Source organism: Paraburkholderia ribeironis, assembly GCF_900019265.1.
Taxonomy (GTDB): Bacteria; Pseudomonadota; Gammaproteobacteria; order Burkholderiales; family Burkholderiaceae; genus Paraburkholderia; species Paraburkholderia ribeironis.
Window position 1 is genome coordinate 17,360 of record NZ_CYGX02000077.1, and the last position, 24,127, is coordinate 41,486.

A 24,127-nucleotide genomic window follows, 5' to 3' on the forward strand; every position below is an offset into this window, starting at 1 on the left:
GAAAAGAAGTTCAAAAATACAGGTGCGCGCATTTTATCAGGTTTGACCCGGCAAAAAAGCGGCGCATCGGGTTGCTGTCAAGGCATGCGCCTTGTGCTTTGCAAACGCATCAAGGCGCGGATAGTAACCGAATTTGGTTACGACATGTACATTCCGCCGTTCACGTGCAGCGTCGTGCCGGTGATATAGCCCGCTTGCGGCGACGCGAGGAACACGACCGCATGCGCGATATCTTCCGGGCTGCCGAGACGGCCGAGCGGAATCTGCGTCTTCAACGCGGCCTGCTGCTCTTCCGGCAGGGTCCGGGTCATGTCGGTATCGATGAAGCCTGGCGCGATGCAATTCACGGTGATGCCACGGCTGCCGATCTCGCGTGCCAGCGCGCGTGACATACCCGCGACGCCCGCTTTGGCCGCCGCGTAATTGATCTGCCCCGGGTTGCCGGCCGAGCCGACCACCGAGGTGATATTGATGATGCGCCCGCCTCTTGCCTTCATCATCGGGCGCAGCACAGCGCGCGACAGGCGGAACACCGACTTCAGGTTGGTATCGATCACCGCGTCCCAGTCGTCGTCCTTCATGCGCATTGCGAGCTGATCCTGCGTGATGCCGGCGTTATTCACCAGCACGTGCAGCGCGCCAAATTCCTTGACCGTGCCGTCGATCAGCGCTTCCGCCGCAGCCGCGTCGTTCACGTTGAGCACCGCGCCGCGACCGTTCACCCCGGCCGCGTTAAACGCTTCGGTGATCGCCGCCGCGCCGCTTTCGCTGGTTGCCGTGCCGATCACCGTCGCGCCTTGGCGCGCCAGTTCCATTGCGATCGCACGGCCAATGCCGCGCGACGCGCCCGTGACGATTGCGATCTGCTTGTCGAGAGTCTTTTCCATCTGTCAGTCCGGATGCCCTTCGGAGGGCTGATTGATCTTGTTGCCGATACGTGATGCAGCTCCGCGGCGCCGCTCTTTGGGGCGCCAACGGCGCGGCGTTCAGCCTGCCGTCACGAGCTTCAGCGTTTCTTCGAGCGACGCCGGATCGGACACCGACGCGCCAACCAGGTTGCCATCGATCCGCTTGGTCAAACCCGCAAGGACCTTGCCCGGACCACACTCGATTACGTGCGTGACGCCTTGCGCCGCCATTGCCTGAACGCTTTCGACCCAGCGCACGGCGCCGGCCGCCTGGCGCACCAGTGCATCCTTGATCTGGGCCGGCTCGTTGACCACCGCGACGTCGACGTTATTGACCACCGGAATTGCCGGCACCTGCACGTTGACGCTCGCCAGATACTCGCGCAGCTGATCCGACGCCGGCTTGAGCAGCGACGAGTGGAACGGCGCCGACACAGGCAGCGGCAACGCGCGCTTGGCGCCCTTTGTCTTGGCGACTTCGCAGGCCTTTTCGACCGCGGCCTTATGGCCCGCGATCACGACCTGCGCCGGCGCATTGAAATTGACCGCTTCGACGACCCCCGCCACCGACGCTTCGGCGCACACCGCGCGCACCGTGTCGTCGTCGAGGCCGAGAATCGCGGCCATGCCACCCTCGCCGACCGGCACCGCCGTTTGCATCGCTTGCGCGCGAAAGCGCACGAGCGGCACGGCGTCGCGAAACGCGATCGCGCCGGCCGCGACTAGCGCGGTGTATTCGCCGAGGCTATGCCCCGCGACCAGCGCCGGCGCCGGGCCGCCAGCCTGCTGCCATACGCGATAGATCGCGTAGGCCGCTGTCAGCATGACCGGTTGCGTGTTGGTGGTGAGGTTCAGATCTTCCACGGGACCTTCGGCGATCAGCTTGCCGAGGTCCTGATTGAGCGCGTCGGACGCTTCCTGAACGGTCTCGCGCACGATTGCGTGATCGGCAAATGCATTGAGCATGCCGACCGACTGCGAACCCTGGCCAGGAAAAACGAACGCAAATTTCATATCGTCCCCAAAATCGATTTAGTCAGATGCGGGTGCTGCACGGGCGTCGACATCGCGCCGGCGCGCGGGCGCCGCGAGCAGCGCCCGTCGATGCGTCGCCGCTATCAGTAGCGGATCACCGACGCGCCCCACGTGAAGCCGCCGCCGACGCCTTCGATCAGCACGTTCTGGCCACGCTTGATGCGGCCATCGCGCACCGCGACGTCGAATGCGAGCGGAATGGACGCAGCCGACGTATTGCCGTGCTCGCCCACCGTGACGACCATGCGCTCCTGCGGCAAGCCGAGCTTGCGGCAGGTGCTTTGCATGATGCGGATATTGGCCTGGTGCGGAATCAGCCAGTCGATCTGCTCGGCCTTCAGATTGGCCTTTTCGAGCGCTTCGACCGCGACCTTTTCGAGCACGTTCACGGCCAGCTTGAACACCGCCTGGCCGTCCATATGCAGGAACGCGCTGCCGGCCACCACGCCGCCATTCACGTTGCCCGGCGTACAGAGAATGTCCGCATGGCTGCCGTCCGCGTGCAATGCGCTCGCGAGCACGCCTGGTTCTGCGGACGCCTGCAGGATCACCGCGCCCGCGCCGTCGCCGAACAGCACGCAGGTGGTGCGGTCGTTGAAGTCGAGAATGCGCGAGAAGGTTTCCGCGCCGATCACGAGCGCCGTGCGATGTTGACCGCTGCGAATGAAGCTGTCAGCCGTCGCCACCGCGTAAGCAAAGCCGGAACAGACGGCCTGCACGTCGAACGCGGCGCCATGGTTCTTGATGCCGAGCTTGCTCTGCAACAGGCACGCCGTGCTCGGAAACACGAAGTCCGGCGTGGAAGTTGCGACGATGATCAGATCGATGGATTGCGGATCGATATCCGCCGCGTCGATCGCGCGCTGCGCGGCGATCAACGCCAGGTCGCTGGTCGTGACATCGGGTTCGGCGAAGTGGCGCGCGTGGATGCCCGTGCGGGCAACGATCCATTCGTCGCTCGTCTCGACGCGTTGGCTGGCGAGACGTTCAGCCAGATCCTGATTGGTGACGCGCGCGGGCGGCAGATAGCTGCCGGTACCCAGCACACGGGAATAAATTGTGGATTGAGCCATTATGCCTTCGAGGATTGCGCAGCGTAGGGCTCGGCTGGCTGGCCTGCGATCGGGCTTGCGTGACCCGCACCGCTTGCGTCGCGCGCTGCCTGTGCGAGAGAACTCGCGTTCTCTTCCATCGCTCGCGCAAGGCGCTCCAGCACGCCGTTTTTGACGGCATCATACCCGCGTTTGATAGCCCACTCAAACCCGTAGGCATCGGCGGAGCCGTGACTTTTAATCACCAGTCCGCGCAGGCCGAGAAGCGCGGCGCCATTGTATTGCCGATGATCGACGCGTTTCTTGAAACGCATCAATACCGGCAACGCGAGCAGCGCCATCACCTTGGTGAGCCACGAACGGCCGAACTCTTCCTTGATGATGTTGGACAACATCTGCGCGAGACCTTCCGATGTCTTCAACGCGACATTGCCGACGAAGCCATCGCAGACGATCACGTCGACCGTGCCCTTGAAGATATCGTTACCTTCAACGTTACCGTGAAAGTTAAGTGTACTCGCACGCAGCAATTCGCCGGCACGCTTGATGGTGTCGTTGCCCTTGATGACTTCTTCGCCGATGTTGAGCAGCCCGATGGTGGGTCGCTCGCGGCCTTCGAGCGCGGACACGAGCGCGTGCCCCATCTCCGCGAACTGCAGCAGATGCTGCGGTTCGCAATCGACGTTGGCGCCCAGGTCGAGCATCATCGTGTAGCCATTGGGATTGGGCAGTGCGAACGCAATGGCCGGGCGTTCGATGCCCGACAGCGTCTTCAGCACGTAGCGCGAGACCGCCATCAGCGCGCCGGTGTTACCGGCGGAAATGCAGGCTTGCGCGTCGCCTTCCTTGACGCGATTCAACGCCACGCGCATCGACGAATCTTTTTTCTTGCGCAGCGCGACCTCGATCGGATCGTCCATCGCGACGATCTCGGAGGCAGGCACGACGGTCAACGCCGGCAGGTCCTGAGCCTTCAACTTCTTCAGCTGCGCACGAATCGCACTTTCAATGCCGACGAGCAACAACTGCGCGTCGGGATGCGAACGAACGAAGTTGACGGCAGCGGGAACGGTCACGGACGGGCCGTGGTCGCCTCCCATGCAATCTATCGTGAGCTTTACTGTCATGGAATGCGACGAATTTCAGGGCGCTCTGCGTGGGACCGCTGTAAACGCTAATGCGCCAACTGCGATCGAACGCTCTGCGTGGGACCGCAGTAAGCGCTAAAGCGCTAACTGCGATCGACACAAAAAAGCGGCAGTTGAATGCCGCATTTTTGCCGAGCCGGGAAAATGTCAAGCGAGCCGATCGCCACGCGCAACGCCAAAGGGCGCAACGCAACGAAACGATTAGTCGTTCTTCGTCTTGACGACTTTCTTGCCGCGATAGTAGCCGTTCGGGCTAATGTGGTGACGCAGATGCACTTCGCCCGTGCTCGGTTCCACGGCCAGCGGCGCTGCCGTCAGGAAATCGTGCGAACGGTGCATGCCGCGCTTCGACGGCGACTTCTTATTTTGTTGAACTGCCATGACTAACTCCTAAAAATTTTCCGAATTCTAACACAGCCCGACCCGGTCTCCGCCATTGGCCGAATGGCCAATGCGCCCGCATCGCGCTCCCATGCAACTGTTCAGTGCTTCTTGTCGCCCGGCTCACCGCGCTTGAGGCTGTCGAGCGCCGCGAACGGATTGGGCCGTTTGGGTTCGTCACCCTCGTCGGCTTCGTCGCCCTTGCCTTCGGTACCGGCCACACCCGAGACGAGACTCTCGTGCACCTTGGGACAGACCTCGTGTTTTGGCACGAGCGGCAAGGAAAGCAGCAACTCTTCTTCGATCAAGTCGATGAGATCGAACTGGCGCGAGCCCACGATCACTTCGACTTCATCCTCGTCGAGCGGAAACTCTTCGGCTTCCGCCTCAGTGCTGACGATCCGGTAAGTTGCATCGACGTTGAACGCCTGCGAATACGGTGTCATGCACCGCTGACATTCGAGCCATGCAGCGCCGTGGATCGCCATCCTCAAGTAAGGCTGGGGACCCTCGGTGCCGTCATCCTGCAATTCCGGCTGCGTCGCCCCTTCGGCTTGCCAGGTGAACGCGGTATCGCGATCTGGCGCTTCGGCCGGCACTTCGTTTAACATGCGCGGCAGTTGCGAGACGCGCACGACACCCGCAGCCTGACGCCCACTTCGCGCAAATTCGAACAGATCGAGCTCATGCGGGTCGGACAGACCAGCAGGGTTGCCAGGATGTTGAGTCATGTGCGCTCCTGCGTCGGCAAGGATTTCGCCGGGGTGAACCGCGGGATCAACCGCGGGGCTACACCGGTCTGCGAGACAGCCCGCGAAGTTCGCGGTGTGGGTTCTAGCGAACACACTGAAACCCGTCTAGCGCAAGCATACCGATGAAAAGCCCGAAATGATATCCGCTTTGTCTTTTCGAGTCAAACACTTAAGCCCGTACGCACACAAGCTCCACGCAGCCCCGTACGCCCCGCCTCCCTAGCCGCAGATTGACCATGCAAGATTCCCCCAATGGCCCGCCACGCCTGATTCTGGCGTCGAGCTCGCCGTATCGCCGCGAGTTGCTCGAACGCCTGCGGGTGCCGTTCGAAGTCGTCGTGCCCGCCATCGACGAGGCGCCGCTCGCCGGCGAAACGCCAGAAATTACCGCGTTGCGGCTCGCCGAAGCCAAAGCGCGCACGGTGGCCAGCGGACTCGGCACCGCGACACGCGCGCTCGTGATCGGCTCCGACCAGGTCGCCACCTATGACGGTTTGCAGATCGGCAAACCAGGTTCGCACGAAAAAGCGCTCGCGCAATTGCAGGCGATGCGCGGCCGCGAAGTGCTGTTTCATAGTGCGCTGTGCCTGTTCGACAGCGGTTCGGAATCGGCGCAAAGCGTCGACGTGATTACCCGCGTACGGTTTCGCGACCTGCCGGACGCTGCGCTCGAGGCTTATCTGCGTGCCGAAACGCCGTACGACGTCGCGGGCAGCGCCAAATCGGAAGGGCTCGGCATCGCGTTGCTGGACGCCATCCATTCCGACGACCCCACCGCCCTCGTCGGTCTGCCGTTGATTGCCCTGTCGCGCATGCTGCTGGCAGTGGGTTATCCACTTCTGGAGGCGAAATGAGCGGCACGCTATATCTGATTCCGAACACGCTCGGCGAAGGCGACGCCGACGCGCTTGACGCCGTGCTGCCCGCACCGGTGCGCGCCCGCGCGGCGGCGCTGCACTACTACATTGGCGAGAACGCGAAAACCACCCGCGCGTTCCTGAAGAGAGTCGGCACCGAACGGCCGATCCAGGAAATCGAGATTCGCGAACTGAACGTCAATACGCCGGCGGGCGAGATCGACAAGCTGCTCGCGCCGCTGCTTGCCGGCACCGACGCGGGGCTCGTCTCCGAAGCCGGCTGCCCGGCGGTCGCGGACCCGGGCGCGTTGCTGGTGCGCCGCGCGCATGAGCGCGGCGTGAAGGTCGTGCCGTTTGTCGGACCCAGTTCGATTCTGCTGGCCTTGATGGCCTCGGGGCTCAACGGCCAGAGCTTCGCGTTTCACGGCTATTTGCCGGTTGATGCCACTGAACGGGCCAAGCGTCTGCGCGAACTCGAGCAACAGTCGCGCAAGGGCAAGCAGACGCAGATTTTTATCGAGACGCCGTACCGGAATCGCGCGCTGCTCGACACCTTGCTGGCAACATGCGCGCCGTCCACGCTGGTGTGTGTCGCGGTCGATCTGACGCTGGAGACGGAAAAGATCGCCAGCTACACCGTAGCCGACTGGAAGAAAAAGCCAGCGATCGACCTGCATAAGCGTCCGGCGATTTTCCTGATTCTGGCATGCTAATGCCCACCCCCGATCGTGGTTTGATCGTCGGTTGAGCGCGCAAAAACGTAGCTGGAAAATGAAAAAAAACGCGTGAAAAAGCCCCGCGCGATCGCTGGCGATCGCGCGGGGCTTTTTTGCATACGGCTTCTCAGCGCAGGCCGAACTTGCCGCCCAGCGCCATCGCGTGGACAGCGCCACTGCCGACCGCCGCACCGAATTTGCGTGCCACGCGATCCGTAATGCTCTCTTTCACCGTGTAATCGACAATATCCGGTGCTTTGAAGAGCTCGCGCGCAACGTAATCCGGATTGCCGAAGCCATCGGCAAGGCCCAGTTCAACGCTCTTCTGGCCCGTCCAGAACAGGCCCGAGAACATGTCCGGAGTTTCATGCAGACGCTTGCCGCGGCTCTGACGCACCGCCTCGATGAACTGCGCGTGGATCTGATCCAGCATGCTTTGCGCATGTTCATCCATCTTCGGCGTTTCCGGCGAAAACGGATCGAAAAAGCCTTTGTTCTCCCCCGATGTGTGCAAACGGCGTTGAATCCCGAGCTTGTCCATCAGACCGGTGAAACCGAAGCCCTCCATGAGGACGCCGATCGAACCGACGATGCTCGCCTTGTCGACGTAAATCTTGTCGGCCGCCGCAGCCGCGTAGTAGCCGCCCGACGCGCACATGTCGCCAACCACCGCATAGAGCGGAATCGACGGATATTTGGCGCGCAAACGGCGGATCTCGTTGTAAATGATGCCCGCCTGCACCGGACTGCCGCCCGGGCTATTGCAGCGCAGGATCACGCCCGCCGTATCGCTATCGTCGAACGCAGCTTGCAGCGCTGTGTTGATATCTTCGGCGTTCGCATTCGAATCAGCGGAGATTTCGCCGTCAATTGCCACCATCGCCGTATGGCGGCCGGTGGTAGCCACCCTGTCGCCGGAGAAAGAGAGCGCGGCCCACGCAATCAGCACCAGAATGATCAGAAACACAAAGCGGAAGAAGATCTTCCAGCGACGCGCCGCGCGCTGCTCGGCAATCGCCGCGAGCGCGATGCGCTCGAGCGCTGCCCGCTCCCAGCCGGGCTCGTTGGCAGGCGTGCGGGAGCGGCTGGCCGGGGCCGGATCCTGTGGCTCAGGAGTCAAATTGTCGGACATGCGGGCAGTGAAGAGAAAGGGAGATCAGGGCGTGGCCGGGCGCAATTCACCGTCAGGCAGCCAGAATACCGCGCGGCCGTCAGGCGTGTCGCGTTCCTCGACCTGCACGGGACGCAATCTGCTGCCGCGACACGGACCACCAACGCATTTGCCGGTATCCGGGGCGTAAATCGCGCCATGTGTCGCGCACATCAAGTATAAACCGGACGATTCGAAGAACTGGCCTTCTGCCCAGTCGAGCTCCATCGGCACGTGCGCGCAGCGGTTCAGATAACCGTACGCGCGACCGTCGTAGCGGACGAAAAATACTACGACATCGCCGCCGCCGAGCCGTGCGGCGCGCCGCACGCCGGCGCCGCCGTCGATCAGCTCCTGCGCCGCGCAAATGCGCACCGCTTGCGCAGCCGTCTCAGCCGTATCCGCGCTCATGCGTTTTCTCGGAGCCAGCCGGACAACGCGCTCACGCTCGACGCGACAAATTTCGGCGACAACGCGCTCAGCGAGCCGGCCGGATGCGCTCCATAGGTAACGCCGATACCCGCGACGCCCGCATTGATCGCCATCTGCAGATCATGCGTCGTATCGCCGACCATCACCGTGCGCAACGTATCCTGCCCCAGTTCGCGCGTCAGTTCATGCAGCATCGCGGGATGCGGCTTTGAGAACGTCTCGTCGGCGCAGCGGGTGCCGTCGAACAGGCTGGTCAGGCGCGACTGGTCGAGCGCGCGGTTCAGCCCGACGCGGCTCTTGCCCGTCGCCACGGCGAGCAGGTAGCCCTGATCGCGCAATTCCTGCAGCATTTCGCGCACGCCGGCGAACAGCTCGGTGGTCTGATCCTTCACCAGATAATGGAAGCGGTAACGCTCGGCCAGACGTGGATAGTCGGCCGGCGCGAGGGTGGGTGCGGCGATCTGCAGCGCATCGCGCAAGCCTAGCCCGATGACGTAACTCGCGGCTTCGTCGGCGGGAACCGGCAAACCGAAATCGCGACATGCGGCCTGAATGCTGCGCGTGATGTGCGCGGTCGAATCCATCAGCGTGCCGTCCCAGTCGAAGACGATCAGATCAAATTGCTCTCTAGCCATGCGGTGTCGTCTCCGGGTTTGACCCATTTCGTAATTCGTTGAGCTGCGCGATGAAGCCGCGGCAGTCGGCCGGCAACGGCGCCTCGAGCTGCAACGGCGCGCCGGTAGCCGGATGCGCGAGCTTCAGCCGGTAGGCATGCAGAAACATGCGCTTCAGGCCAGGCTTCGCGTTGGCGCGCGCCAGCGCCTTGTTCAGCGCGAAGTCGCCGTATTTGGCGTCGCCGACGATCGGCAGTTCCAGATGCTGCAAATGGACGCGAATCTGATGCGTGCGGCCGGTCTTCAGTTCCGCCTCGAGCAGCGCATACTCCGGCCAGCGCTCGATCAGATTGAAAACCGTGTGCGACGCGAGGCCGTCAGCCTGGACACGCACGCGGCGCTCGCCGTCCGCGGTCAGATACTTGTGCAGCGGCTCCTTCACCGCACGGCGCCGGCCCCAGTCGCTCGCCCACTCGCCGTGAACGCAAGCATAGTAGCGCTTATCCATTTTGTTCTCGCGGATCTGCTCGTGCAGATTGACGAGCGCGGCCCGCTTCTTCGCGAGCATCAGGATGCCGGAGGTCTCGCGATCGAGCCGATGCACCAGTTCGAGGAATTTCGCCTGGGGCCGCGCTTCGCGAATCTGCTCGATCACGCCGAATGCGACGCCGCTGCCACCATGCACCGCCACGCCAGCGGGCTTGTCGATGACGAGGAGATGGTCGTCTTCGAAAATGATGTGGAAGTCCGCAGCCGGCACCGGCGCCTGAGCGACGGCCTCGTTCGGCTGCGCGACGCGGATGGGCGGCACGCGCACCAGATCGCCCAGCTCGAGACGGTATTGCGCGTCTATCCGGCCCTTATTCACCCGCACTTCCCCGCTGCGCAGGATGCGATAAATATGGCTTTTCGGCACGCCCTTACAGACGCGCAGCAGGAAGTTGTCGATACGCTGTCCGGCCGCGCTGTCGTCGATCTCGATCAGCGACACCTGGTCGCTTGCGACCGATTTCTGGGATATTTTGCCTAACTCTTTCATTCTGAATATAATTTGCCCAGCAGTCTGCGGCGGCCGGCGTAGTGTCCGGAATCCGGGCGGATTGCGCAGGCGCAAGCGCTAAACGGGTATTTTACTTGCGCCGGGGTCTGGTTGCTCACCCCGCAAATGAGATGCAACAAGTTGCACGCACGAAGTCAGTGCCCGGCAGGGACGGCGCCCACAGGCGCGTTCGGTCAAGGTCGGCTTCGACGGTAACGGAATTTTGGTAAAAAAGAATTTAACTTCCAGCTTCGGTATCGGGCGGTCTGACGCCCTGCTGTACGAAGCTGCAAGTCGCGAAAATACGGCGTGCGCCCAAGGCGTCTTGTAGAAAATACAAGACATGGCGACGTCAAAATGAGGCGAGACACCCCCAGCAGGAAAAGACGCGCCGCCTGCGCGAACTTCCCGTTGCGGCATGACCGCAGCCTTCGGCCCTCCGGTCACGCGCCCAGTTGGCGCACCGGCGTGAGTGGACGAAGGCTCATGAAGGTCTGCCGGCAGAACCCGCGGCGTGTCGGGTCGTTATTTGAAGCCGTGTTCGCATGTGCCCTGCGGCACCGCGCCCATTTTCAATTGGGGCCGGCCCCTCTCAGGCAATTCTCCCGCCATTTTTTCCGCTCCAGCGTGCTTGTGAAAACACAATGAGGCGCGGCATGCCGCTGTCCTCTGCGCTCTCGCGACTGACAACCGCGCAGCTCAGGGGGAAGGCCAAGCCGCTCTGGAGCCGTTCAATGAAACGCATGTTGTTCAATGCGACGCAGCAGGAAGAGCTGCGCGTCGCCATCGTCGATGGGCAAAAACTCATCGACATCGACATAGAAACCGCCGGTCGCGAACAGCGCAAAGGCAATATTTACAAGGGCATCATTACCCGCATCGAGCCGTCGCTCGAAGCGTGTTTCGTCAATTACGGCGAAGACCGCCACGGCTTCCTGCCGTTCAAGGAAGTCGCGCGCCAGTATTTCCGCGACGGCGTCGACATGCGTTCCGCACGCATCCAGGACGCGCTGAAGGAAGGCCAGGAGCTGATCGTCCAGGTCGAAAAGGAAGAGCGCGGCAACAAGGGCGCAGCCCTCACCACCTTCATCTCGCTGGCCGGCCGGTATCTGGTCCTGATGCCGAACAACCCGCGCGGCGGCGGCGTGTCGCGCCGCATCGAGGGCGACGACCGCCAGGAACTGCGCGAAACCATGGCGCAGCTGCAACTGCCGGACGGCATGAGCATCATCGCGCGCACGGCCGGCATCGGCCGCAGCGCGGAAGAACTGCAGTGGGACCTGAACTACCTGATGCAGCTGTGGCGCGCGATCGAAGCCGCGTCGCAAAGCGGTACCAGCGGTCAGCCGATGCTGATCTACCTCGAGTCGAGCCTCGTCATCCGCGCGATTCGCGACTACTTCCAGCCGGATATCGGCGAAATCCTGATCGACACCACCGAAATCCATGACCAGGCCCGCGCCTTCATGGACATCGTGATGCCGGACAATGTCAGCAAGGTGAAGCGGTATCACGACGACGTGCCGCTCTTCTCGCGCTTCCAGATCGAACACCAGATCGAAACGGCCTATTCGCGCACGGTGCCGCTGCCCTCGGGCGGCGCGATCGTGATCGACCACACCGAAGCGCTGGTGGCGATCGACGTGAACTCGGCGCGCGCCACCAAGGGTGCGGACATCGAGGAAACGGCGGCCCGCACCAACCTCGAAGCCGCCGACGAAGTCGCCCGCCAGCTGCGTCTGCGCGACCTGGGCGGCCTGATCGTGATCGACTTCATCGACATGGAATCGGCCAAGAGCCAGCGCGAAGTCGAACAGCGCCTGAAAGACGCGCTGAAGCACGACCGCGCGCGCGTCCAGATGGGCAAGATCTCGCGCTTCGGCCTGATGGAGCTGTCGCGTCAACGGCTGCGCCCGGCCCTGTCGGAAGGCAGCCACGTAACCTGCCCGCGCTGCAACGGCACGGGTCACATCCGCGATACCGAATCGTCCGCGCTGCAAGTGCTGCGGATCATTCAGGAAGAAGCGATGAAGGAAAACACCGCGGCGATCCACTGCCAGGTGCCGGTCGAAGTGACCGCCTTCCTGTTGAACGAAAAGCGCGCCGAAATCAACAAGATCGAGTCGCGCTTCAAGGTCAACGTTGTGCTGATCCCGAACAAGCACCTCGACACGCCGCATTACAAGCTCGAGCGCCTGCGTCACGACGATGCGCGCCTCGACGACCCGCGCGCTTCGTGGAAGATGGCCGAAGAAGCGGCCCGCGAACTGGAATCGGAAACCGGCTACAGCAAGCGCACCGAAGAAGTGAAGCCGAAGCAGGAAGCGGCGGTCAAAGGCATCACACCCGAAAAGCCGGCGCCGAGCGCGCCGGTGCGCCGGGCGACCGCCCCGGCTCCGGTCGCGGCAGCGCCGGCGAGCGGCGGTTTCATCGGCTGGCTGAAGAACCTGTTCGGCATGCAGCCCGCCGCACCGGCAGCCACCGAAAAGCAGGCGCGTCCGCAGCGCGGCGAACGCGCAGAGCGTGGTGAGCGCGTCGGCGAACGCGGTGGCGAGCGCAACCGCAATCGCCGTGGCGGCGCTGGCGGTCGCGATGCGGCAGGTCGCGGCGAAGGCGCCGGTGGCCGTCAGGCTCAAGGCCAGCAGCCGTCGCAGCGCCGCGAGGAACGCGAACCGCGTGAAGGTCGTGAGGCGCGTGACACCCGCGAGGCACGCGAAGGCCGTGAACCGCGCGAAGCCCGCGAGCCGCGTGGCAGTCGTGAAGCGCGTGAGCCGCGCGAGGCGCGTGAGGGTCGCGAGACCCGCGATCGCGACACTCGTGGTGCCGAACGTGCGGAAGCAGTGGAAGGCGCGCCGCGCGCCGAGCGTGGCGAACGTCAGGAACGCGGCGAGCGCCGTGACCGGGTCGAGCGTGCCGAGCGCGGTGAACGCCGTAAGCAGCAGGCGGAAATGGCCGACGCACTGACGCAACCCGACGCGCAACCGGCTGAGGAACTGGTGCGCAACCAGACCGTTGGCGTCGAAAGTGGTGCGCCGGTCGATCAGGAAGCGGTGGCGCGTGAAGGCGAAGAGCGCCGTCGCCGCCGTCGCGGCCGTCGCGGTGGCCGTCGTGAGCGTGAAGAGGACGTGAACGGCAACCTCGCAGCGGACGTTGCGGAAGCCGAAGGCGACACCGTCGCCACCGAAGCGAAGCCGGTGACGCCGGTGGAAGCGGTGGTCACCGCTGTCGCAACCGAAACCGCTGTTGTGCCCGAACTGCACGCTGCAGCCGAATCGCCGGCGCTCGCCGCCGAGAAGGCTGCGAAGATGGAAACGGTCGTACCGGTCGAGCAGGCACCGGCGGTCGAGCAGGCTGCGCAAGCGCCGGTGGCGGAAGCCGGCGCGCCGGTCGAGGCCGCACCGGCCGCACAAGGCGCACCGGCCGCACAAGCCGCGCCGGCCGCGAGCGAGACGGTCTCGCTGGTCGAACCGGCGGCGCATGTCGAGGTTCCGGCTCAGGCGCCGGCCGAAACGCCGGCCGCCGTGCCGGCTGTCGAAGCGCAAGCCGCACCGGCTCCGGTCGAAACTGCTGCCCCGGCTGCCACGGTCGAAGCACCGGTGGTGACGCCGGTGCCGCAAGCCGAGATCGTCGAGCCGCAACCGACCGTGGCCGAGGAACCGGCGGTGGTCGAGCCGGCGCCGATCGCGGCCGCGCCGCAAACGACGCAGGCTCCGCGTAGCGGCGCTGTGTCGGCGGAAGCCCTGAAGCCGGTGCTGGAACAGGCCGGTCTCGTCTGGGTGAACACCGACGCCGACAAGCTGCGCGCCGCGCAGCAAGCAGCTGCGCAGGTCGTCAAGCCAGCTCGCGTGGTGCGTGAGCGCAAGGCGTTGCCGCCGCTCGACAACGCCCCGATGCAACAGGTGGAAACGGCCAAGCATCCGCAGTAAGCTGCCGCCGCCATCGAGAAAGCCCGCCATCACCGGCGGGCTTTTTTTTGCGATTGACCCGCCCTGAAATAGGTTGACGGTCGTTGTTCACCGAAACGCCCGATACACCGCATCTGGCGTTTTGTATTCGAGGGCGGCGCGTCGTGGAACAGCGCTCCCCGTATACCCCGATAAGGCCTCGGGCCGGCCTGCGGTTGGACGCATTTCCGATAAAATGAATAATCCGCTGTCCATTCGAGCAACAAACGAAGCGCTTCATGTCCCGACGCATCATTCCAGTAGCCGACCTCAGCGCGGCGCCGGTCATTGCCGGCCCGGTGCAGACGCCCAGCGGCGCGCTGCACGATACGCTTGCGCGCCCGCTGCGCGACCTGCGCATTTCGGTGACGGACCGCTGCAATTTTCGCTGCGTCTATTGCATGCCTCGCGCGGTATTCGACAAGGACTACGCGTTCCTGCCGCACAGCGCGTTGCTGAGCTTCGAGGAAATCGAACGGCTGGCGCAGCTGTTCGTCGCACACGGTGTCGAGAAAATCCGTCTGACGGGCGGTGAACCGCTGCTGCGTAAAAATCTGGAATTCCTGATCGAGCGGCTCGCGCGGCTGACCACGCCAGCAGGCTGCCCGCTCGACCTGACGCTGACCACCAACGGCTCGCTGCTGGAGCGCAAGGCGCGCAGCCTGAAAGACGCCGGCCTGACCCGCGTGACAGTCAGCCTCGATGCGCTCGACGACGCATTGTTTCGCCGCATGAACGACGCCGACTTCGCGGCCGCCGACGTGCTGGACGGTATCGCCGCGGCGCACGCGGTCGGTCTCGCGCCGGTCAAGGTCAACATGGTCGTCAAGCGCGGCACCAACGACAGCGAAATCGTGCCGATGGCGCGCCATTTCAAAGGCTCGGGCACCGTGCTGCGCTTCATCGAATACATGGACGTCGGCACCTCGAATGGCTGGAACATGGCCGAAGTCCTGCCGTCGGCCGACGTCGTGGAACGCATCGCCGAGCAATTCCCGCTCGTTGCGCTCGAAGCGCACAGCGCCGCCGAGACCGCGCAGCGCTGGGGTTATGCGGACGGCAGCGGCGAAATCGGCGTGATCTCGAGCGTCACGCGGGCGTTTTGCGGCAGTTGCACGCGGGCGCGCCTGTCAACCGAAGGCAAGCTGTACCTGTGCCTGTTCGCGTCGTCCGGTCACGATCTGCGCGCGTTGCTGCGCGGCGGCGCGAGCGACGCCGACATCGCCACGGCCGTCGCCGAAATCTGGCAGGGCCGCGGCGACCGCTATTCGCAATTGCGCGGCAGCCAGACGGCCGACTCACGCGAACAGGCCGGCCGCCGCGTCGAAATGTCGTACATCGGCGGCTGAACGGCCGGCGCATGCAACCCACCCGTGAACAGATCACCGGCCTGCTGCTTGCGGGCGGCCGTGGCATGCGCATGGGCGGCGTCGACAAGGGACTTCAACCGCTGCACGGCGAGCCGCTCGCCGCGCATGTACTCAAGCGCCTCGCGCCGCAAACCGGCGCGCTGCTGATCAGCGCCAACCGTCATCCCGACACCTACGCCGCACTCGGCGCACCGTTTCACGCCGCGATCGTCGCCGATACGCTGGCCGGCTTTGCGGGACCGCTGGCAGGCTTGCTCGCCGGGCTGCGCGCGGCCAGCACCGCGTATCTACTGAGCGTGCCCTGCGACTCGCCCTGGCTGCCCATCGACCTCGCCGTCCGCCTCGCGCACGCGCTGGACTCGAACGAGGCCGACATCGCCACTGTCGCGACCATCGACGCCCATGGCGAACAGTCCTTGCACCCTGTGTTCGCGCTGCTGCGCACAGAGCTCGCGGACGACCTCGCGGCGTTTCTGGACGCTGGTGAACGCAAGGTTCGCGCGTGGTACGCGCGCCACAGGACAGTGGAAGTCGTCTTTACCGACGAGCGCGCGTTTTACAATGCCAACTCGTTGCAAGAACTCGCCGATCTCGAACGCAATCGAGGCCCCGGTTGACATCCGCTCCGGCCGCACGGCAACAGCCACACCCGTCTCCGGTCGCGACGCCCAGTCCTCTTCATGACCACGCTTAACGAATTTTCCCGCTGCGTCGCGCAGTACGATCCTCATGCGCTGCCGGTTTCGGCCGCTCAGGCGATTGTTCGCCAGTGGGCCACGCCGGTCACGGCCATCGAGCGCGTGGCGTTGCGCGACGCGCTCGACCGTGTGCTGGCGGCCGATATCGTGTCGCCGATCGACGTCCCATCGCACGACAACTCCGCGATGGACGGCTATGCGTTCAACCAGGCGGCACTGGCAAACGGCACGGGCAGCGTTCACCTCTCCATTGCCGGCAAGGCGCTGGCCGGGCATCCGTTCGCGGGCCGCGTCGATGCGAGCCAATGCGTGCGCGTGATGACGGGTGCCTCAATGCCCGCGGACTGCGATACGGTCGTGCCGCAGGAACTCGTCGAACGCAGCGCCGACGCCGCGTCGATCCGCTTTGCGGCCGACGCCGTGACGGCGGGCGCCAATCGGCGCCTGGCCGGCGAAGACCTCGCCCGCGGCCATGCCGCACTACGGGCCGGCCGCATCATGCGGGCATCGGACCTCGGTCTGCTGGCGTCGCTCGGCATCGGCGAGGTCGAGGTGCGGCGACGGTTGCGCGTCGCGTTCTTCTCGACCGGCGACGAATTGCGCTCGCTCGGCGAGCCGCTCGACCCGGGCTCCGTGTACGACAGCAACCGCTATACGCTGTTTGCGATGCTGCGCCGCCTGAACGTCGACATGCTCGACCTCGGCGTGGTGCGCGACGAGCCCGCCGCGCTGGAAGCCGCGTTGCGCAGCGCCGCGGCGAGCGCCGACGTCGTGCTGACCTCGGGCGGCATCTCGGTCGGCGAAGCCGATTTCACGCGGCAACTACTGCAGACGTTCGGCGACGTCGCCTTCTGGAGTCTGGCGATGCGCCCGGGCCGGCCATTCGCATTTGGCCGCGTCTGGTCCGGCGCGCGGCCAGGCGCCGGGGCACCCGCACTATTTTTCGGTTTGCCGGGCAATCCGGTCGCCGTGATGGTGGCGTTCTATCAGATCGTGCGGGACGTGCTGCTGCTGATGTCAGGCGCAACGACACGGCCGCTGCCGGTGATTCACGCTGCCAGCCGTCGGCCGATTCGCAAGCGCGCCGGCCGCACCGAATTCCAGCGCGGTGTCGCCGAACAGGACGCGCACGGTCACTGGCATGTCACGCCAACCGGCTCGCAAAGCTCGGGCGTGCTGAGTTCGATGAGCGAAGCCAATTGCTTTATCGTGCTCGGACACGACGAAGGGGAGATTGAGCAAGGAGAACGCGTGGCGATCATGCTGTTCGACGGTCTCATCTGACGCCTCACTGACGCGGCGCCGGCCAGCGCGGTCATTTGCAGTTTTACCCATTACCACTACGACACACGGGTTGGACTTACATGAAAAAACAGATCTCGTTCATCGCACCTGGCCAGACAGCCAAAGCGCTTATCCTCGTGTACCTGACTTTCTCGGTGCCGATCGTGCTGCTCGGCGTGCTGGTTGCGTTCGTGCGCTATGGCTCGGTGGAATTGAGCACAGTGTTCAGCGCGCTGCTGCTCAATGCGATCCTCGGGTTCGTGCTGCTGTGGATCGCGTGCCATGCGTACAACTGGGTGGCATCGCGCTTCGGTGGCATCGAAATTCATCTCGCCGACGCACCGGAAGAGGCGTAATGCCCGCGACGATCCGCGCTGCCGCCCGCGGATCATCCAGCCCACCCCGCAGCCCTATTGCTCGTCGGGATCCATACCCGACAGCGCGTCGCCGAGCAACCCGCTCGCCTCGTCGCCGGGCAACGCCTCGACGTCGCGCAGCTTGCGGCTCATCACGCGGGTGCGCGTTTGCGCCGCTTCGATCGAACGCGTGACGGTTTCGAGTTGCGCCTTGGTCTTCGCCAGCACGTCGCCGAATTTGCCGAACTCCGCTTTCACCGCACCGAGCACCTGCCACACCTCGCTCGAGCGTTTCTCGATCGCGAGGGTGCGGAAACCCATCTGCAAACTATTGAGCAACGCGGTCAGCGTGGTCGGTCCCGCGATCGTCACGCGATAGTCGCGTTGCAGCAGGTCCGTGAGCCCCGGCCGGCGCAGCACTTCGGCGTATAGCCCTTCGGTGGGCAGGAACAGCAGCGCGAAGTCGGTTGTATGCGGCGGCGCTACGTATTTCTCGGCGATCGTGCGAGCCTCAGCCCGAATCCGCGCTTCGAGTGCGCGCGATGCCTCTTCCACCGCGACTGGATCGGCGCGCTCCTGCGCGTCGATCAGACGCTCGTAGTCCTCGCGCGGAAACTTCGCATCGATCGGCAGCCAGACGGGCGTGGCCGCGCCGCCCTGCTCCGCGCGTCCCGGCAACCTGATCGCAAACTCGACGCGCTCCGTACTATTGGGCACCGTCGCAACATTCTTTGCATATTGATCGGCGGTGAGCAGTTGCTCGAGCAACGCTTCCAGTTGCACTTCGCCCCACGTGCCGCGGGTCTTGACGTTGGTCAGCACCTTCTTCAGATCGCCGACGCCGGCCGCCAGCGTCTGCATTTCGCCCAAGCCGCGATGCACCTGCTCGAGCCGGTCCGACACCAGCTTGAACGACTCGCCGAGACGCTGTTCGAGCGTGGCGTGCAGCTTCTCGTCGACGGTTCGGCGCATCTCCTCGAGCTTCGCCGCGTTGTTCGCCTCGATATCCTTGAGCCGCTGTTCGAGGGTCGCGCGCACTTCGGCGAAGCGCCGGTCGTTCGCCTCGGTCAGTTGCCCCAGCTGCAGGCTCAGCGTGTCGCCGAACTGCTTGAGCGTGCGGCTCTGTTCGTCGCGCGCCTGTTGCGCCTGCACTTGCAGACTGTGGCGCACCGCGTCGAGCTGCTGCGCGAAGCCGTCGATCTTGCCGCCCTGCACCGTGGTCATGCTGCTGAACTGCGAGGCCAGCGTCTGTTGAAAGTGCGCGAAGCCGCTGCTCTGCTCGGTACGCGACATGCGTGCCGTCTCGGTGATGTCATTACGCAGTTGCCGTTCGAGGCGTTCATACGCATGGGACTGCGCATCCGCCGCAACGTCGATGCGTTGGTTGAGCAACTCGAACTGCTCATGCTGTTCGGCGCCGCTCTGTCCGCGCATCAGCAACGCCAACGCGACGACCAATGCGACCGCCAGCACCGCGACGGCCGCCACCAGAATCATGGTCATGAACGCGCCTTGCCGATCACGTCGGGGTTGATCGGATTCGGCGGCTGGCCGGCGCGCGGTCCCTCGCCGAGCGCCGCAATCAGGTTGTCGGCGGCGAGATTCGCCATTGCGCGACGCGTGGCTTCGGTCGCGCTGGCAATGTGCGGCGTCAACACGATATTCGGCACGCTCAGCAGAGCGGGATGCAGATTCGGCTCGCCTTCGAACACGTCCAGACCCGCAGCCGCAATCTGTCGCGAACGAAGCGCGTCGGCGAGCGCCGCGTCGTCGACGATACCGCCGCGGGCGATGTTGGTGAGGGTCGCGGTCGGCTTCATCAGCGCGAGTTCGGCCGCACCGATCGTGTGATGGTTTTCCTGCGTGTACGGCAGAACCAGCACGACATGATCGGCGCGCCGCAACAGATCCTGCTTCGACACGTATGCGGCGTTCAACTCGGCCTCGATCTGCGGCGCCACGCGCGAGCGGTTGTGATAGATCACCTGCATGTTGAAGCCGCGCGCGCGACGCGCGAGCGCCTGGCCGATCCGGCCCATGCCGATCACACCGAGCGTCGAGCCGTACAGGTCGCTGCCGAGAAAGCTGTCGTAGCTCCACTTCTGCCACTTGCCCGCGCGCAGCCAGTGCTCCGATTCGGTGATGCGCCTCGCTGCGGCCATCATCAACGCCCAGCCGAAATCGGCGGTCGATTCGTTCAGCACGTCCGGCGTGTTGGTGCCGAGCACGTTCGCGGCATTGAACGCCGCCATGTCGAAGTTGTTATAGCCCACCGCCATATTCGACACCACCCGCAGACGCGGCGCCGCCGCCAGCACGCTTGCGTCGATCGGCTCGCCTGCGGTCAGTGCGCCGTCTTTATCAGCGAGACGGCGCTTCAGTTCGTCGGCGGGCAACACGTCGCCCTGATTCCAGTCGACGTCGAAATACTGTTTGAGCCGTTCGATCACATCGGGAAAGATCGAACGGGCGACGAGGATCTTCTGCATTGCAATTCTCCGTATGGCGCGTCGAGTCGGAGCGTCTCGGCGTCGACATCAACGTCAAAAAAAGAGCCACCCGGTCACGATAAAGAGCGGCAGCAGCACCGCGCCGGACCAGCCCAGATAGGCGAAAAAACTCGGCATGGGTACGCCGCGCGATTGTGCGATCGCTTTGACCATGAAGTTCGGCGCATTGCCGATATACGTATTGGCGCCCATGAACACCGCGCCGGCCGAAATCGCGGCGAGCGTGGTCGCACCGGTGGTCATCAGCGTCTGCGCATCGCCGCCGGCCAGGTTGAAGAACACGAGATAGGTCGGCGCGTTGTCGAGAAACGACGACAGCAGGCCGGTCGCCCAGAAGTACATGATGTCGCGCGGGTGGCCCGACGAGTCGTTGACCAGATGAACGAGGCCTGCGAACGCTCCGGATTCGCCGGCGCGCAGCATCGTAATGACTGGCACGATCGTCACGAAGATGCCGGCAAACAGTTTGGCGACTTCCTGGATCGGCGCCCAGTTGAAGTCATTGGCCGCACGCGCCGCACGGGGCGTCGATGCGAGCGACAGCAACGTGACGCCGATCAGCGCGACATCGCGCACCGCATTCTGCAAGGCCACCTGCGTGCCGAATACGTCGAAGGCGATTTGCGGCCGCCACAATCCGCTCATCAGCACCAGCGCGACCACCGCGGCGAGAAACACGAAGTTGATCTTGCCGTCGATACCGCCAAACGAACTGTCAGGCGTCGGATCGAAAAAGCGCGAGCGCTCCTCTTCACGCTGGTGAAAATAGTACGAGTCGAGCGCGTAGAAGGCAGCCAGCAGGACGCCACTGACGAATAGCATCGGCAGCGCGAGATGCTTCGTGGTCCAGAAGAAGCTGACGCCCTCGAGAAACCCCAGAAAGAGCGGCGGATCGCCCAGCGGCGACAGCGAACCGCCCACGTTCGCAACGAGGAAGATGAAGAACACGACCACATGCACCACATGCCGGCGATTGTCGTTGGCGCGCAGCAACGGGCGGATCAGCAGCATCGCCGCGCCGGTCGTGCCCATCACGCTTGCCAGCAACGTGCCGAGCGCGAGAATCGCCGTGTTCAGGCGTGGCGTGCCATGCAGATTGCCGCGCACACAGATGCCGCCTGCCACCGTATAGAGTGCCGTCAATAAAACGATGAACGGAATGTATTCGTCGAGCATCGCGTGCACCAGCTTCGCGAGCGCCAGGTCGATGCCGAACCAGAGTGCGAACGGCCCGAGAAGCGCGAGCGCCCACGCGGCCGAGATCTTGCCAAAATGGTGATGCCAGAACGCCGGCGCGATCAACGGAAACACCGCGATCGACAGCAGCATGCCTGCAAACGGCAGGCCCCACAGCGCCGACAAACGCGCGCCATCGAATGTTGCGGCAGACGCCAGTTCAGACCACCCAGCCAGCAGTACAGCCGTGGGCACCATGCTCGCCCACACGGCATGTCCTTTCATATCGTTAAAGTCCTTGTTATTGCTCACGGCCGCGTGCGCGTCGGGACGCAGCCGCGCTGCACGCTCAGGCATCCTTGACGATGATCACGTGCACCCGGTAAGGACCATGAGCGCCCAGCACGATGGTCTGTTCGATATCGCCCGTGCGCGAAGGCCCGGAAACAAAATTGACCGCGCGGGGCAGTTCGTCGCGCTCCTTACGGATCAGGTCGAACGCCTCTTCATGACCGGCGACGATGCGCGAGGCCGGCACGATGGCAATGTGAGTTTCGGGAAGCAGCCCGGCTGACGCATAGGTTTGCGGTCCGGACAGCAACACGAGCGTGCCGGTCTCGGCGGTCGCACAGAAGCAGCCGGTAAGGCCGACCACGCCGCTGTCTTGCGGCTTGCGGAATTCGACTGCGAGGCCGGCGTCGGCCCAACGCAGATCCTGCAGCGTTTGCCAGGCGATGGCCTGCAGCGGCAGCGCATGTTCCGTGAGGTAGCGATGCGCTGCGGCCGGTACGTCGTTCAGCGTCTGAACCGTGTCGACCGTCGTCGCCAGTTTCAGCGCTTCTTCGATGAAACGCGCGGTTAGATCGGCGGGCATCTCCGGACGCGGCCCGCGCGGATGACGCGCCAGATAGTCTGCCGCGGCCTCGCGCTCGGCAGCCGCCGGTTCAGGCTCGCGCCCTTGCGCTGCGCGGATGCGTGCCAGGATGTTGCGGCGGGCACTCGATGTGTCCATATACGGAATCCTCGTGTCGACAGCCGTGCGATATGTCGAGGATTATACCGACCGCCTTCCGCGCGGACACCCTGGCCGAACGGCGTATTGTCACGCATCGAACGCGCGGTCAAACTTCTCATCACCGCGCGCATCGGCAGACGATCAAAGCGTGCGGCAGCGTGTGAAGCAACGCGAGCGAGAGCCCGCCGCCCGCCCGCTACCCGCGCTACTTCGCGGCCTCTTCGTCCGGCTGAGCAATGCCGAACACCTGGCGCAAATACGCGAGATAGGCCTTGTCTTCGCACATGTTCTTGCCGGGCGAATCCGACAGCTTCGCCACCGGCTGACCATTGCAGCGAACCATCTTGATGACGATCTGCAGCGGGTTGTAGCCGAGGTCGTTGGTCAGATTGGTACCGACGCCGAAGGCCAGCTTGCAGCGGCCGCGGAAACGTTCGTACAGTTGCAGCACCTTTGGAATGTCGAGCGCGTCGGAGAACACAAGGACCTTGGTGCGCGGGTCGCAGCGATTCGCTTCGTAGTGCTTGAGCAGGCGTTCACCCCAGTCGAACGGATCGCCGGAATCGTGGCGCGCGCCGTCGAACAGCTTGCAGAAGTACATGTCGAAGTCGCGCAGGAACGCCTGCATGCCGTACACGTCGGACAGCGCAATACCGAGGTCGCCGCGATATTCCTTCGCCCACATCTCGAAGCCGAAGATCTGCGAGTCGCGCAACCGCGGGCCGAGCGCCTGGCACGCCTGCAGGTATTCATGCGCCATCGTGCCGAGTGGCGTGAGACTGTGCTTCATCGCGTAGAAGACATTGCTGGTGCCGGCGAATTGCTCGCCCAGGCCGTCTTTCAGCGTGAGGATCACTTCCTCGTGCCATTGCTTCGAGAAGCGGCGGCGCGTGCCGTAGTCGGCGATCTTGCAGTCGGCGAACTCCGGCCGCGCCCCCAGCAGCTGGATCTTCTCCAGAAGACGGCCGCGCCCTTCGCTGTAGTCGGGCTGTTGCTGGGTGTTGCGGAAATAGACCTCGTTGACGATCGCGAGCATCGGAATCTCGAACAGGATCGTATGCAACCAGGGTCCCTTGATCTCGATGTCGATTTCGCCGTTGCCCTTCGACGACGGTTCGATCGAAATGTATTTCTCGTTCAGATGGAACAGCGCGAGAAACTCGATGAAGTCGCCCTTGATGAAGCGCATGCGCCGCAGGTAGTCGAGTTCGTCGTCGGCAAAACGCAGCTCACAGAGCTTGCGCACTTCGTCGCGAATCTCGCCGATATACGGCACGAGATCGACGTTCTGCGTGCGGCAGCGGAAACGGTACTCCACGTTCGCGGCGGGAAAATGATGCAACACCACTTGCATCATCGTGAACTTGTACAGATCGGTATCGAGCAGCGAAGTAATAATCATGATGGTGCGAACTGGACCGCTGGAAAAACGCAAGGCCTGACTCGAGTCTTGCGCGTACGGCACGCCCGTGCGCGCCGACCTGCTGCATGTTACCCGAATGCGCCCGGATTCAGCGCGCCGCCGGGCTCCCGCGCCGGCGCCCCGAAGGAAGTCCCCTTGGGGGGGCGCCGCGAAGGAAGTCCCCTTGGGGGGCGCCTCGAAGGAAGCCCACTGGGGGCACACCGAAGGAAGTCAAAGTCACCTCGGGGGACGTTGCGAAAAACGTCCCCCTAAGGAAACGCTGATTAA

At 64.1% G+C, this 24,127-nt stretch carries 22 protein-coding genes; 7 read left to right on the forward strand and 15 right to left on the reverse strand.

All coding sequences use genetic code 11. The annotated features are described in order from the left end of the window. Positions 1-137: 137 nt before the first annotated feature. The 6 genes from fabG to BN2475_RS28620 all read right to left on the reverse strand — a co-directional run bounded on the left by fabG (position 138) and on the right by BN2475_RS28620 (position 5,255). Entirely contained in the window at positions 138-887 is a 750-nt protein-coding gene (fabG, locus tag BN2475_RS28595; protein WP_094782795.1) for a 3-oxoacyl-ACP reductase FabG, read from the reverse strand. A 99-nt stretch (positions 888-986) separates the two neighbouring features. After that, positions 987-1,922, reverse strand: a complete 936-nt coding sequence (fabD, locus tag BN2475_RS28600; RefSeq protein WP_094782796.1) for an ACP S-malonyltransferase — start codon at positions 1,920-1,922, stop codon at positions 987-989. Positions 1,923-2,026: 104 nt separating this feature from the next. Then, positions 2,027-3,016, reverse strand: a complete 990-nt coding sequence (locus BN2475_RS28605; protein ID WP_094782797.1) for a beta-ketoacyl-ACP synthase III — start codon at positions 3,014-3,016, stop codon at positions 2,027-2,029. After that, a complete protein-coding gene (gene plsX, locus BN2475_RS28610) occupies positions 3,016-4,122 on the reverse strand; it encodes a phosphate acyltransferase PlsX (RefSeq protein ID WP_094782798.1) in 1,107 nt (368 codons plus the stop codon). The genes BN2475_RS28605 and plsX overlap by 1 nt, the downstream gene beginning before the upstream one ends. A gap of 222 nt (positions 4,123-4,344) precedes the next feature. After that, on the reverse strand, positions 4,345-4,524 hold the full coding sequence (rpmF, locus tag BN2475_RS28615) for a 50S ribosomal protein L32 (RefSeq protein WP_006401275.1): 180 nt from the start codon (positions 4,522-4,524) through the stop codon (positions 4,345-4,347). 101 nt (positions 4,525-4,625) lie between these two features. Further along, positions 4,626-5,255, reverse strand: coding sequence for a DUF177 domain-containing protein (locus BN2475_RS28620; protein WP_094782799.1), 630 nt, complete (start codon positions 5,253-5,255; stop codon positions 4,626-4,628). A 257-nt stretch (positions 5,256-5,512) separates the two neighbouring features. Here BN2475_RS28620 and BN2475_RS28625 point away from each other — a divergent pair, with 257 nt between their 5' ends. Beyond that, positions 5,513-6,130 carry a Maf-like protein gene (locus BN2475_RS28625; protein ID WP_094782800.1) on the forward strand — a complete coding sequence of 206 codons (618 nt, stop codon included), beginning with the start codon at positions 5,513-5,515 and terminating at the stop codon, positions 6,128-6,130. Beyond that, positions 6,127-6,846, forward strand: a complete 720-nt coding sequence (locus BN2475_RS28630) for an SAM-dependent methyltransferase (protein WP_094782801.1) — start codon at positions 6,127-6,129, stop codon at positions 6,844-6,846. Before BN2475_RS28625 ends, BN2475_RS28630 begins: the two co-directional genes overlap by 4 nt. Positions 6,847-6,976: 130 nt before the next feature. Here BN2475_RS28630 and BN2475_RS28635 read toward each other — a convergent pair whose 3' ends face one another. The 4 genes from BN2475_RS28635 to BN2475_RS28650 are packed head-to-tail and all read right to left on the reverse strand — an operon-like array spanning position 6,977 to position 10,084. Beyond that, entirely contained in the window at positions 6,977-7,981 is a 1,005-nt protein-coding gene (locus tag BN2475_RS28635) for a S49 family peptidase (protein ID WP_094782802.1), read from the reverse strand. A gap of 24 nt (positions 7,982-8,005) precedes the next feature. Then, the gene (locus BN2475_RS28640) at positions 8,006-8,410 is read right to left on the reverse strand and encodes a Rieske (2Fe-2S) protein (RefSeq protein ID WP_094782803.1); all 405 of its coding nucleotides are present in this window, start codon (positions 8,408-8,410) and stop codon (positions 8,006-8,008) included. Beyond that, positions 8,407-9,066, reverse strand: a complete 660-nt coding sequence (locus BN2475_RS28645; RefSeq protein ID WP_094782804.1) for an HAD-IA family hydrolase — start codon at positions 9,064-9,066, stop codon at positions 8,407-8,409. Before BN2475_RS28645 ends, BN2475_RS28640 begins: the two co-directional genes overlap by 4 nt. Continuing rightward, positions 9,059-10,084 carry an RluA family pseudouridine synthase gene (locus BN2475_RS28650; RefSeq protein ID WP_094782805.1) on the reverse strand — a complete coding sequence of 342 codons (1,026 nt, stop codon included), beginning with the start codon at positions 10,082-10,084 and terminating at the stop codon, positions 9,059-9,061. Before BN2475_RS28650 ends, BN2475_RS28645 begins: the two co-directional genes overlap by 8 nt. Positions 10,085-10,818: 734 nt before the next feature. On the opposite strand from BN2475_RS28650, the gene BN2475_RS28655 reads away from it, so the two are divergent. The 5 genes from BN2475_RS28655 to BN2475_RS28675 all read left to right on the forward strand — a co-directional run bounded on the left by BN2475_RS28655 (position 10,819) and on the right by BN2475_RS28675 (position 17,736). Further along, the gene (locus BN2475_RS28655; protein WP_094782806.1) at positions 10,819-14,010 is read left to right on the forward strand and encodes an Rne/Rng family ribonuclease; all 3,192 of its coding nucleotides are present in this window, start codon (positions 10,819-10,821) and stop codon (positions 14,008-14,010) included. A gap of 257 nt (positions 14,011-14,267) precedes the next feature. Beyond that, positions 14,268-15,377 carry a GTP 3',8-cyclase MoaA gene (gene moaA / locus BN2475_RS28660; protein WP_094782807.1) on the forward strand — a complete coding sequence of 370 codons (1,110 nt, stop codon included), beginning with the start codon at positions 14,268-14,270 and terminating at the stop codon, positions 15,375-15,377. 11 nt (positions 15,378-15,388) lie between these two features. Beyond that, a complete protein-coding gene (gene mobA / locus BN2475_RS28665; RefSeq protein WP_094782808.1) occupies positions 15,389-16,015 on the forward strand; it encodes a molybdenum cofactor guanylyltransferase MobA in 627 nt (208 codons plus the stop codon). 63 nt (positions 16,016-16,078) lie between these two features. Beyond that, positions 16,079-17,380 (forward strand): molybdopterin molybdotransferase MoeA, encoded by a 1,302-nt coding sequence (moeA, locus tag BN2475_RS28670; RefSeq protein ID WP_094782809.1) that lies wholly within the window; start codon positions 16,079-16,081, stop codon positions 17,378-17,380. A gap of 80 nt (positions 17,381-17,460) precedes the next feature. Beyond that, positions 17,461-17,736 carry a hypothetical protein gene (locus BN2475_RS28675; RefSeq protein ID WP_094782810.1) on the forward strand — a complete coding sequence of 92 codons (276 nt, stop codon included), beginning with the start codon at positions 17,461-17,463 and terminating at the stop codon, positions 17,734-17,736. A gap of 54 nt (positions 17,737-17,790) precedes the next feature. On the opposite strand, the gene BN2475_RS28680 is transcribed toward BN2475_RS28675, so the two are convergent. From BN2475_RS28680 to pncB, 5 genes are all read right to left on the reverse strand, one after another. After that, positions 17,791-19,239 carry a DNA recombination protein RmuC gene (locus BN2475_RS28680; RefSeq protein ID WP_094782811.1) on the reverse strand — a complete coding sequence of 483 codons (1,449 nt, stop codon included), beginning with the start codon at positions 19,237-19,239 and terminating at the stop codon, positions 17,791-17,793. Next, positions 19,236-20,225: a 2-hydroxyacid dehydrogenase gene (locus BN2475_RS28685; RefSeq protein WP_094782812.1), complete on the reverse strand. Its 990-nt coding sequence runs from the start codon at positions 20,223-20,225 to the stop codon at positions 19,236-19,238. Before BN2475_RS28685 ends, BN2475_RS28680 begins: the two co-directional genes overlap by 4 nt. Before the next feature lie 54 nt (positions 20,226-20,279). Then, positions 20,280-21,707 carry a sodium:proton antiporter gene (locus tag BN2475_RS28690; protein ID WP_174642065.1) on the reverse strand — a complete coding sequence of 476 codons (1,428 nt, stop codon included), beginning with the start codon at positions 21,705-21,707 and terminating at the stop codon, positions 20,280-20,282. Between the two features lie 64 nt (positions 21,708-21,771). After that, positions 21,772-22,434 carry a LutC/YkgG family protein gene (locus BN2475_RS28695; protein ID WP_094782814.1) on the reverse strand — a complete coding sequence of 221 codons (663 nt, stop codon included), beginning with the start codon at positions 22,432-22,434 and terminating at the stop codon, positions 21,772-21,774. 208 nt (positions 22,435-22,642) lie between these two features. Further along, a complete protein-coding gene (gene pncB, locus BN2475_RS28700) occupies positions 22,643-23,839 on the reverse strand; it encodes a nicotinate phosphoribosyltransferase (RefSeq protein ID WP_094782815.1) in 1,197 nt (398 codons plus the stop codon). Positions 23,840-24,127: the final 288 nt, after the last annotated feature.

Excerpts from the sequence above, each read along its gene's own strand:
- fabG (WP_094782795.1), bottom strand. The coding sequence starts at position 887 with ATGGAAAAGACTCTCGACAAGCAGATCGCAATCGTCACGGGCGCGTCG.
- fabD (WP_094782796.1), bottom strand. The coding sequence starts at position 1,922 with ATGAAATTTGCGTTCGTTTTTCCTGGCCAGGGTTCGCAGTCGGTCGGC.
- BN2475_RS28605 (WP_094782797.1), bottom strand. The coding sequence starts at position 3,016 with ATGGCTCAATCCACAATTTATTCCCGTGTGCTGGGTACCGGCAGCTAT.
- plsX (WP_094782798.1), bottom strand. The coding sequence starts at position 4,122 with ATGACAGTAAAGCTCACGATAGATTGCATGGGAGGCGACCACGGCCCG.
- rpmF (WP_006401275.1), bottom strand. The coding sequence starts at position 4,524 with ATGGCAGTTCAACAAAATAAGAAGTCGCCGTCGAAGCGCGGCATGCAC.
- BN2475_RS28620 (WP_094782799.1), bottom strand. The coding sequence starts at position 5,255 with ATGACTCAACATCCTGGCAACCCTGCTGGTCTGTCCGACCCGCATGAG.
- BN2475_RS28625 (WP_094782800.1), top strand. The coding sequence starts at position 5,513 with ATGCAAGATTCCCCCAATGGCCCGCCACGCCTGATTCTGGCGTCGAGC.
- BN2475_RS28630 (WP_094782801.1), top strand. The coding sequence starts at position 6,127 with ATGAGCGGCACGCTATATCTGATTCCGAACACGCTCGGCGAAGGCGAC.
- BN2475_RS28635 (WP_094782802.1), bottom strand. The coding sequence starts at position 7,981 with ATGTCCGACAATTTGACTCCTGAGCCACAGGATCCGGCCCCGGCCAGC.
- BN2475_RS28640 (WP_094782803.1), bottom strand. The coding sequence starts at position 8,410 with ATGAGCGCGGATACGGCTGAGACGGCTGCGCAAGCGGTGCGCATTTGC.
- BN2475_RS28645 (WP_094782804.1), bottom strand. The coding sequence starts at position 9,066 with ATGGCTAGAGAGCAATTTGATCTGATCGTCTTCGACTGGGACGGCACG.
- BN2475_RS28650 (WP_094782805.1), bottom strand. The coding sequence starts at position 10,084 with ATGAAAGAGTTAGGCAAAATATCCCAGAAATCGGTCGCAAGCGACCAG.
- BN2475_RS28655 (WP_094782806.1), top strand. The coding sequence starts at position 10,819 with ATGAAACGCATGTTGTTCAATGCGACGCAGCAGGAAGAGCTGCGCGTC.
- moaA (WP_094782807.1), top strand. The coding sequence starts at position 14,268 with ATGTCCCGACGCATCATTCCAGTAGCCGACCTCAGCGCGGCGCCGGTC.
- mobA (WP_094782808.1), top strand. The coding sequence starts at position 15,389 with ATGCAACCCACCCGTGAACAGATCACCGGCCTGCTGCTTGCGGGCGGC.
- moeA (WP_094782809.1), top strand. The coding sequence starts at position 16,079 with ATGACCACGCTTAACGAATTTTCCCGCTGCGTCGCGCAGTACGATCCT.
- BN2475_RS28675 (WP_094782810.1), top strand. The coding sequence starts at position 17,461 with ATGAAAAAACAGATCTCGTTCATCGCACCTGGCCAGACAGCCAAAGCG.
- BN2475_RS28680 (WP_094782811.1), bottom strand. The coding sequence starts at position 19,239 with ATGACCATGATTCTGGTGGCGGCCGTCGCGGTGCTGGCGGTCGCATTG.
- BN2475_RS28685 (WP_094782812.1), bottom strand. The coding sequence starts at position 20,225 with ATGCAGAAGATCCTCGTCGCCCGTTCGATCTTTCCCGATGTGATCGAA.
- BN2475_RS28690 (WP_174642065.1), bottom strand. The coding sequence starts at position 21,707 with ATGAAAGGACATGCCGTGTGGGCGAGCATGGTGCCCACGGCTGTACTG.
- BN2475_RS28695 (WP_094782814.1), bottom strand. The coding sequence starts at position 22,434 with ATGGACACATCGAGTGCCCGCCGCAACATCCTGGCACGCATCCGCGCA.
- pncB (WP_094782815.1), bottom strand. The coding sequence starts at position 23,839 with ATGATTATTACTTCGCTGCTCGATACCGATCTGTACAAGTTCACGATG.